This is a genomic window from uncultured Campylobacter sp., assembly GCF_938030815.1.
In the GTDB taxonomy this organism is placed as follows: Bacteria; Campylobacterota; Campylobacteria; order Campylobacterales; family Campylobacteraceae; genus Campylobacter_B.
On sequence record NZ_CALHII010000100.1, the window covers coordinates 1 to 9,097 of the forward strand.

The 9,097-nt window shown below is 54.0% G+C and carries 7 protein-coding genes; 1 reads left to right on the top strand and 6 read right to left on the bottom strand.

Features of this window, described 5'->3' with window-relative positions; all coding sequences use genetic code 11:
- Window positions 1–107: 107 nt before the first annotated feature.
- The gene (locus Q0277_RS03560) at window positions 108–716 is read right to left on the bottom strand and encodes a LytR C-terminal domain-containing protein (RefSeq protein WP_297995664.1); all 609 of its coding nucleotides are present in this window, start codon (window positions 714–716) and stop codon (window positions 108–110) included.
- 134 nt (window positions 717–850) lie between these two features.
- Between Q0277_RS03560 and Q0277_RS03565 the strand changes: the two genes are divergently transcribed.
- Window positions 851–1,528: a uracil-DNA glycosylase gene (locus Q0277_RS03565; protein ID WP_276780855.1), complete on the top strand. Its 678-nt coding sequence runs from the start codon at window positions 851–853 to the stop codon at window positions 1,526–1,528.
- Between the two features lie 29 nt (window positions 1,529–1,557).
- Here Q0277_RS03565 and serA read toward each other — a convergent pair whose 3' ends face one another.
- The 5 genes from serA to Q0277_RS03590 form a co-directional block, all read right to left on the bottom strand.
- Window positions 1,558–3,402 carry a phosphoglycerate dehydrogenase gene (gene serA, locus Q0277_RS03570; RefSeq protein ID WP_297995668.1) on the bottom strand — a complete coding sequence of 615 codons (1,845 nt, stop codon included), beginning with the start codon at window positions 3,400–3,402 and terminating at the stop codon, window positions 1,558–1,560.
- Between the two features lie 54 nt (window positions 3,403–3,456).
- The gene (locus tag Q0277_RS03575; RefSeq protein ID WP_297945412.1) at window positions 3,457–5,124 is read right to left on the bottom strand and encodes a 30S ribosomal protein S1; all 1,668 of its coding nucleotides are present in this window, start codon (window positions 5,122–5,124) and stop codon (window positions 3,457–3,459) included.
- 113 nt (window positions 5,125–5,237) lie between these two features.
- The gene (locus tag Q0277_RS03580; RefSeq protein WP_297995670.1) at window positions 5,238–6,074 is read right to left on the bottom strand and encodes a 4-hydroxy-3-methylbut-2-enyl diphosphate reductase; all 837 of its coding nucleotides are present in this window, start codon (window positions 6,072–6,074) and stop codon (window positions 5,238–5,240) included.
- Window positions 6,064–7,338 carry a 3-phosphoshikimate 1-carboxyvinyltransferase gene (gene aroA / locus Q0277_RS03585; RefSeq protein WP_297995674.1) on the bottom strand — a complete coding sequence of 425 codons (1,275 nt, stop codon included), beginning with the start codon at window positions 7,336–7,338 and terminating at the stop codon, window positions 6,064–6,066. The genes Q0277_RS03580 and aroA overlap by 11 nt, the downstream gene beginning before the upstream one ends.
- Window positions 7,335–9,097 (bottom strand): phenylalanine--tRNA ligase subunit beta (locus Q0277_RS03590; protein ID WP_297995677.1); only part of this gene is annotated, 1,763 nt, incomplete at its 5' end. The genes aroA and Q0277_RS03590, both read right to left, overlap by 4 nt.

A 9,097-nucleotide genomic window follows, 5' to 3' on the forward strand; every position in this document is an offset into this window, starting at 1 on the left:
AGCGGATCGAGGCGCAGGAGGTAGCGCATCATGGCCAGCCCGACGATCTGGGAGCAGCACGGCGGCGCGCAGGAGATCGCGGCGGACGGGCGAACGGAGGACCCGGCTCACTCCTGGTAGTCGTCGCGCAGGACGACGACGATCGGGTTGGACGAGGCCTCCTCGGCGGACTCCACGACGTTGGTGACGCCCAGGGAGTCGGCCACGGTCCGAGCGGTCGAGGCGTTCTCCGGAGCGGCGTAGAAGACCGTGGTGGTGGCCGGGTCGGTGGCGCCGTAGACACCGTCGGCGACGTTGACCGAGGTGAAGCCGTCGTTCCCGAGCTTGCTGCGAGTGCGGCCGGCCAGTCCGCTGACGGCGGTGCCGTTGTGCACGGTGATGCCGGTGGTCAGGTCGGCGTTGTCGGGGGACTGCTGCCCGGGGGTGCCGCTCGCGTCGGGCGCGGGGGTGTCGCCGGTATCGGCGGGACGGGTGGAGGCCGCGGGGGCGTCGGGCGCCGCCCCGCTCTCGGAGGACGTGGCGGTCGAGGAGGGAGCGCCTCCGTGCCTCAGCAGGGCGACCGCGCCCCAGGCCACGAGCGGCACGATGATGAGCACCGCCAGCAGCGGGATCCAACTGCGCCATGCGGGCACTTGAGCCCGATGCACACCGACGGGAACCGGTCCGTCGGCGTCGGCTGCGTCGAACTCGTCGTCGGGGTACTGGTAGTTGCTCATCTTGTGAGAATAGCGGGAGACCGCTCCCGCGCACGGGAGACCCGCGGAATCGGTCGGAGGCACTCATGAGAGCTCATGGGAACGCAGAAGACCTCGAGGGGCCCGGACGCACAGGCTGCGGATAGGGTTGCAGGATGAGCAGTCCCAGGCCATTGTCCGAGATCGTCCATCCCTCATGGGTCGAGCCCCTGGCGCCCGTCGAGCAGACCATCCACGAGATCGGCGCCCGCCTGCGCCAGGAGGTCTCGGCCGGACACGGGTACCTGCCGGCCGGCACCGATGTGCTGCGCGCCTTCACCTACCCGATGCAGGAGGTCAAGGTCCTCGTCGTGGGGCAGGACCCCTACCCCACTCCCGGGCACCCGATGGGGCTGAGCTTCTCGGTGCAGCCCGGGGTCAAGCCCCCACGCAGCCTGGAGAACATCTTCGCCGAACTGGTCGACGATCTGGGCGTGGATCGGCCGACGTCAGGGGACCTCACACCGTGGTCCCGCCAGGGGGTCATGCTTCTCAATCGGGTCCTGACGGTGCGCCCCGGCGCGCCCGCCTCCCATCGCGGCTGGGGGTGGGAGACGGTGACCCAGCGGGCGATCGAGGCGCTGGTCGAGCGCCCGGAGCCCCTCGTCGCGATCCTGTGGGGCCGGCCGGCGCAGTCGCTGACCCCGATGCTCGGCACCACGCCGATCATCGCCTCGCCGCACCCCTCGCCGTTGAGCGCCTCGCGCGGCTTCTTCGGGTCCAGACCCTTCAGCCGGGCCAATGACGAGCTGTCCCGAATGGGCGCGGAGCCCGTGGACTGGCGCCTGCCCTGAGGTCGACGCGCTCGCGCCCGGGAGGGGCGTCATGCCGCGCTGTGCTGATGCATGCGGGTGCCCGGGCCGATCCGACCGGTGGGGGACAGGGACTCGATGACGTCGGCCCTCCCGACCTCCGGATCGGGAACGTACCCGGTGACGGTGTCCACTCCCAGGTCGAGCAGGAGCGGGTGCATGGGCGTGGAGGGGCCCACGAGCACAGTGTGCGCCCCGCCGCCGATCGCCAGGTCGAGGAGGCGGGGAGTCGTCTTGTTGACGAAGCTCGACGAGGAGATGAAGACGTAGTCGGCATCGGGCAGCAGGTACTCGCAGGCGGTGTCCGGGTAATCGCCCGGCTCGGGGAAGCGCTCGAGGATCTGGAGATCGGCGGCCTTCCACAGCACGCCGCGCGCGAAGGGGAAGTGCCCGATGATCGCGACGACCTTGCCCTCCACAGAATCGGCGTAGGGATCGAAGACCTCGCGCCAGGTCAGTCCCGCACCGGTGGGCACGAATCCGTTCCGGGCGGCGACCTCGGCCAGGGAGTACCACGAGTTGATCGCCGCCAGTCCGACGCTCGCCTCGGCGAGGTTCCAGCTCCTCACCAGGGCCGCGACATTTGAGATCGCTTTGTCGGTCGTAACCTTAACCGCGATCTCGCTTTTATAAACACTGCGCGCAAGCTCGCCGAAGCTCGTCTCAATCCCCTTTTCATCCGCAAGAAATTTAGCGTTGACGTAATTTAGCGAGTCGCCCAAAGAATCGTGCAGCGCGCCTACGATCGCAAAAACGAGCATCGATTTTAGATACTGCACCATCTCGCCGCTGCCCTCGATACGAATCGATTTGATCGGGCCTTTATTGATCTGCGCCGCAAGATAGGCCATTTTGGAGACTAAATTTATATACGGCTCGATACCGCGCGGCAAATCCTCGAGCTTAAGCGGCAAATTTAAAGCGTTTGGATAGTTTAAGCCGCGCGCGGCGCTGATCGCCTGCTCTGCGGCTTCTCTGGCGATATTACTTTGCGATTCGAGCGTATTTGCGCCAAGATGCGGAGTCGCACTTAAATTTTCGATATCCAAAAACTCGTGATCGGTCGCAGGCTCTTTGTCGAAAACGTCGATGCCGAGATACGCGATCTTGCCGCTGCGTAGATTGTTTGCGAGCGCTTTTTCATTATACAGCCCGCCTCTAGCGCAGTTTATTAGGCGCACGCCGTCTTTCATCTTCGCTATTTGCGGCTCGCCTACCATATTTATCGTCTCTTGATTTTTCGGCGTATGGATCGTGATGAAGTCGCAAGATAAAATTTCATCGAAATTCTTCGTATATTTTACTCCGAGCTTCGTGGCCTTCTCAGGCTCGATATAGGGATCATAGGCGATGACGTTCATCTCAAACGCAAGCGCGCGCACCCCCACGCGCGAACCGATATTTCCAAAGCCGATGATGCCGAGGCTTTTTTTATAAAGCTCGGCGCCGTACCACTTCTCGCGCTTCCAAATTCTATTAATTTTCAGATCGTTGCAGGAATTTACATATTTGCGCGCCGCATTTAGCAGATGGCACATGGTCATTTCAACCGCGGCGATGGTGTTTGCAGTAGGTACGTTCATCAAAATAATGCCGCGCTTGGAGCAGCCGTCGATGTCGCAGTTATCCACGCCCACGCCCGCGCGCACGATCGCTTTTAGCTTGGTGCCCGCGCCAAGGAATTTCTCATCCACCGCCGTAGAGCTTCTGGTAATCGCGACGTCAGCATCGCCTAAAATTCCATAAAGCTCGTTCTTGGGCACGCTCGTGGCGTCGAGTACTTTAACGTCCGATTCCTGCTTAAGCATATCAAAACCGATTTTGTGGATTGCGTCGCAAACTATGATAGTTTTCATTAAATTTAACCTTTAGAAGTGGGTCCGCAAGGCGGGGATGCCTTGCGGGAGGAATTATTTATTTAGTTGATCTTTGATTAGATCCCCTAGGCTTTGCTTCTCGTCGTCGTTGCTATTGATCTCGTTTAGCGCCTCGCGCTCCTTCTGATGAGCCAGCCTGCGCACGCTTAGGCGAATTCTATTTTTCTTCTCGTCGATGAAAGCGATCGCAGCCTCGATCTCGTCGCCCACTTTTAGGCTATCTACGCTTACGTTGCCGAGATCTTCCTTGCGAATAAGCGCGTCGATACCGCCTCCAAGCTCGACAAAAATTCCAAACTCTTTAATATCGCGGATCTTGCCTTTTACGACATCGCCTTGATTGTGGCTCTTGGCATAATCGCTAATCGGGCTATCGCCGAGCTCTTTGTGGTTTAGAGAAATTTTTTGAGTATCTTTGTCGATCTTGATGATCTTAACCTCGATCTCGTCGCCTACTTTGAATAAATTTTTGCACTTCTCGCCGCGATCCCACGAAGCGTCCTCGTTATGCAAAAGCCCCTCTACGCCGTCGATCCTCACAAACGCACCGAAATTTGTAATCGTAGTGACGCTGCCTTTTAGCACGTCGCCCACTTTATGCTTAGCAACGAACTCGTCAAAAGGCTTAGTGAGTAAATTTTTAAGGCTCACGCGTAATCTACGCTCGCTAGGGTTGATCTCTACGACCTCGACGTCAAGCTCCTCGCCCTCGCTGATGAAATCTTTCGGATTTTTGATATTTTTATCCCACGAAATTTCACTGATATGCAAAAAGCCCTCGATGTCGTTGCCAAGATCGACGAACGCGCCATAAGGCTCGATATTACTTACTTTTACGCGGATAGTATCGCCCACTTCCAGGCTATCTTTGATCTCGTTCCAAGGATCGGGCATCGCCTCTTTGATCGAAAGAGAGAGATGCTTTTTATCGTTATCGTATTTGATAACTTTAACCGGAACCTTATCGCCCTCTTTGTAGAGCGAGCTTGGATTTACCGGGCCTTTGTATGAAATTTCGCTGTAGTGCACGAGCCCGTCCACGCCGCCTACGTCTACAAACATACCGTAGGTGGTGATCTTTTTGACGACGCCTTCGATGATGCCCTCAGTGGCGATTACTTTCTCGATCGCCTCTTTGCTTGCTTTGCGATCCTCATCAAGTAGCTTCTTACGCGATACTACGATGCTTTGTTCGTCTCTATCAACTTTAATGATCTTTACCTTGAAATTTTTACCGACGGCGCCATTTGGGTTTTTAAGCGCGCTTTGCGAGCGAGGCATAAAAAATTCCACATCATCTGCGTTAGCACAAACGAAACCGCCCTTATTAAACGATAGAATTTTAACGTCATAGACATTCTCTGCGTTTTCATCATAGGAGTCGATGAACGCCTTTACTTTTTCCTTCTTTAGAGCCTTTTTATACGATACGACCGGGCGACCGCCTCTGCTTCCGATAATAGCGACTTTGATGTCATCTCCTACATTAACCTGCGGGTTTCCTTGCTCGTCGCTCACCTCGGCAGCATCTAAAATGCCCTCCGACTTCCTGCCTACGTCTATGAAAACCTCACCGTCCTTAAGGGCGATAACCTTACCTGTGACAACCTCGTCGCGAGACTTCCCGGCGTCATACTCCTCTAACAATGTCGCAAAATCTTCCTCTGCGTGGTTTTGAACCTTCTCGTTCACCTCAGCCATATGCTTCCTTTAAATTTATTTGTGCTTTTTTGAAAAGAACTAAAATACGCGATTCTAGCTAAAATTTGCTTTCGATTTGATAAATTTCTAAGAGTAAAATTTGATAAGAGGGCTTATAAATTTTGCGTTAAATTTTCGATTCGCGCTACTACTTTTTTGATGATCCAATCGGGCGTGCTGGCTCCTGCGGAGATGCCGCAGAGGCTTTTGTTTTCAAACCACGAGCGCTCAAGCTCGCTTTCGTTTTCTATGAGATAGCTGTCTTTGCAAAAATTTTGTGAAATTAAAAAAAGCTGTTTGGTGTTGGAGGAATTTTTCCCGCCTACGATTATCATTACGTCGGCCTTTTGCGACAGGCTTTTTACCGCCTCTTGATTTTCCAGCGTCGCATTGCAAATCGTATTAAAAATTCTCAGCTCCCTAGCACGCTGCATCAAAAAATTCGCGATTTTGGTAAAGCTTTCTATCTTTTTCGTAGTCTGCGAAACGAGCGCGACGCGTGAGCCGAGCTTGACGTCTTGCAGTTCCTTCGTATCCATGATCACGAATACGCGTGATTTTGCGTAGGATTTCACGCCCTTTACCTCGGGATGGTTTTTATCGCCGAAGATCACGATATCATAGCCCTCCGCGCTCATCTTTTCTACGATCTGCTGCGGCTTGGTCACGAAGGGGCAGGTAGCGTCGATGAGCTGCTTGTTTTGCGCCTTTAGGTTTTGTAGATCGTCCTTTTGGATGCCGTGGGTGCGGATGATGAGCTTTTGCTCGTCCTTGATCTCGTTAACGCCCTCTAAGGTTTTGACGCCGAAATTTTGTTTTAAACGGTTAATCTCTTCGGCGTTATGTATGAGCTCGCCGATCGTAGCGGCTTCGCCGGCGCTTTCTGCGATCTTGATCGCGCGCTTGACGCCGAAGCAAAAGCCGTAGCTTTTGGCCATCTCAATCTTCAACGCCGGCCCCGATCTGTCTTAAAATCGCGGCGAAATTCGGAAACGACGTCGCAATACAATCGCTATCTTCGATGATCATCCCAGATCTTAAGCCCAAAATCGCAAAGCTCATCGCGATGCGGTGATCTCCGCACGGCGTGATGATCGCCGCGTTTGCCTCGCCGCCTTCGATCTGCCAGCCATCCTGCAGCTCGCGCGCCTTGATACCGCAGGCGCGAAGACCTTCGCAGGTTACCTTTATGCGGTCGCACTCCTTCACGCGCAGCTCGGCGGCATTTCTAAGCACGCTACTTCCCTGTGCGCAGGCAAAGGCGATCGCAAGCGCAGGCGCCTCGTCTATCAGCCACGAGATGTTTTCGCTCACCTCCACGGCGTAAAGCGGCGCGTAAGCGACCTCTATATCGCCGATCTGCTCGTAAATTTCGCTTGTTTTGTGAAATTTTACCTCAGCGCCCATGCGTTTTAAAATTTCATACGCCTCTATGCGGGTTTTATTTAGCAGCATATTTTTTAGCACAATGCGCGAGCCTGGGGTTATCGCTGCGGCTACGGCAAAGAAAAACGCCGAGCTGGGGTCGTTTGGGATAAAAATTTCAAGTGGCTTAAGCGGCGAGCTAAGCGGTGCGACTTCGATCGCAAGGCCGTTTCGCGAAATTTGCGCGCCCATCGCTTTTAGCATCCGCTCGCTATGATCGCGACTAAGCTCGGGCTCGCTAAACCTGCACCCGCTGCCGCGCAAGGCCGCTAAAATAAGAGCGGTCTTAACCTGCGCAGACGCGATTTTACTCGCGTATTCAAAATATCCGAGCTTTTGTCCGAGCACCGCAATCGGCGCCTTTTCGCCGCCTGCTCGTCCGTAAATTTTAGCGCCCACCTTGCAAAGCGGATCCGCAACGCGCCTCATCGGACGCTCGCTTAGATACCGATCGCCGCATAGCACGAAAAAGCCCTCTCGTCCCGCCAAAAAGCCCATAAATAGCCGCATCGCCGTACCCGAGTTGCCGCAATCAAGCGGAACGTTAGGCTCTTTGATAGCGGCGGGAGGAGTGATTAAAATTTCGCTCGCGTCGCGCTGCACGCAAGCGCCCAAAAACTCCACTATTTTTAGCGTATTTAGCGTATCCTCGGCGGCTAGATAGTTTGAAATTTTACTCGTCCCATCCGCTAGCAGCGAAAAGATCGCCGCACGATGCGAGATTGATTTATCCGCGGCGATGTTTGAGATATCCGCTCGCAAAGGGCCCGCTTGCGCAAAAATTCTCATCGCAACCCAAGTCCCAGCTCGCTGCTAAGCGCGGCTAAAATTTTATCGGTAAAGCCCGCCACTTCCTCATCGCAGAGCGTTTTTTGAAGGTCTTGAAATACAAGTCTGATCGTCAGGCTTTTTGAATCGCCCAGGCTTTCGTCGCTATAAAGATCGCTCGGGATAAATTCCTTTAGCGCCTCGATTTTAAGGGCGTCTATGCACCCTTTGATCTGCTCGAAACGCATTCCGCTCGGCACCAAAATACTTAGATCGCGCGATACGCTAGGAAATTTCGAATAAGCGTCCACTACGATATTTTCAAATTTAAGCTTGGAAAAATCGATCTCGCACAGATAGCTTTTATCCAGATCTCGCCCCGCCTCTACGGCGTAATCCACGCGCCCGATAAAGCCCACTATCTCGCCGCTCTGCTCGATCTGAGCTTGCTCGAATTCGCTTAAAAATTTCAAATTTTCGCCGGGCAGCCTGACGTTAAATTTACCGATGACGCTTTGGATTAAATTTGCAAAATACAAAAAATCGACCGCGGCGGGTTTTGCGCCGGCAGCGATAGAGGGCTCCGCCTTTAATCCGCTAGCGATAAAGCCCAGTCTTAGGCTCTGCGCGCCGCTTTCGTCAAAGACCTCTCCTAGCTCAAAAAGCTTGACGCTTCTGCGAGAATTCTTTAAATTTCGCTCAGCAGACTCCAACAGATGATTAATCAGCGTCGGTCTTAGCGCGTCCAGCTCGCCGTTTATCGGATTTAAAATTTTAACCTTGCACGGCGCAAAGCCTAAGCTTTGCAGAGCCTTCCCGTCGTCAAATACATAATGCACGCACTCAAAAAATCCTACTGCGGCCGCCTTGCTGCGAAGCTTGCGCCCGTTTTGTAAATTTACGTAGGTATCGTTTAGGCGGTTTTTTTCGTAGAAGCTTAGCGGCGCGGCGGCGATATTATCGATGCCTACGATACGCACGATCTCCTCGCAAACGTCGTGGGAATTTACGATATCATGGCGGAAAGGCGGCACCTTGGCAGTGATGAGATCGGCTTCGACGCCCACATCAAAGCCCAGCCTTTTTAAAATTTTTACGATCTTATCGCGCGGAATTTGCGCGCCGATCATTGAGTTTATCTCTTTTTCGCTAAAGCCCACGATAAGCGGCTCCAAAGCATTTGAAATCTTTTGTGTGCCCGCATATAGGCTCACGGCTTTATTTTTAAGTAGCAATCTAAATAGCAGATCTAGCCCCAGCCTAAGCTTTGGCTCGCTGCCTCTACTTGAGCGATACACATGCTCGTCGCCTTTTAGGCCTTTGTTTTCGTTTACTGCTTTGGCGATAATTAGTGGCGCGGTGTAGTTTGCCTCTAATAGCACCACTTTGCTACTGCAACACGCCTTTAGCTCCGCGTCTTGGCAAATTCCTGCTACGCTAAGCAATCTCTTGCCCGCATAAACGCCGAACTCACCGTTTGGCATAGGCTTTATGTCAAGCGCTACCTTGCCATCTGCGGAAGCGATCTTTTCAAAATCATAAGCGCGCAGCAATACTCCGGTAGAGTGAGTAGCGTAGTTGATGAAATTTTGCACCGCGCAGCTTTGCAAAATACCAACGCTTGCAAGACGCAAGGTCTGCTTTAAATTTAACTTCAGCTCGCCTTTGATCTCGTAAGCTCGAAAAGCAAATTTAGCGCTTACCTCATCGCTTGCACGCACGCTTAAAATTCTACCGATACCAGGCGCTCCGTCGGCATCTTCAAACTCGTGCTTTTCCT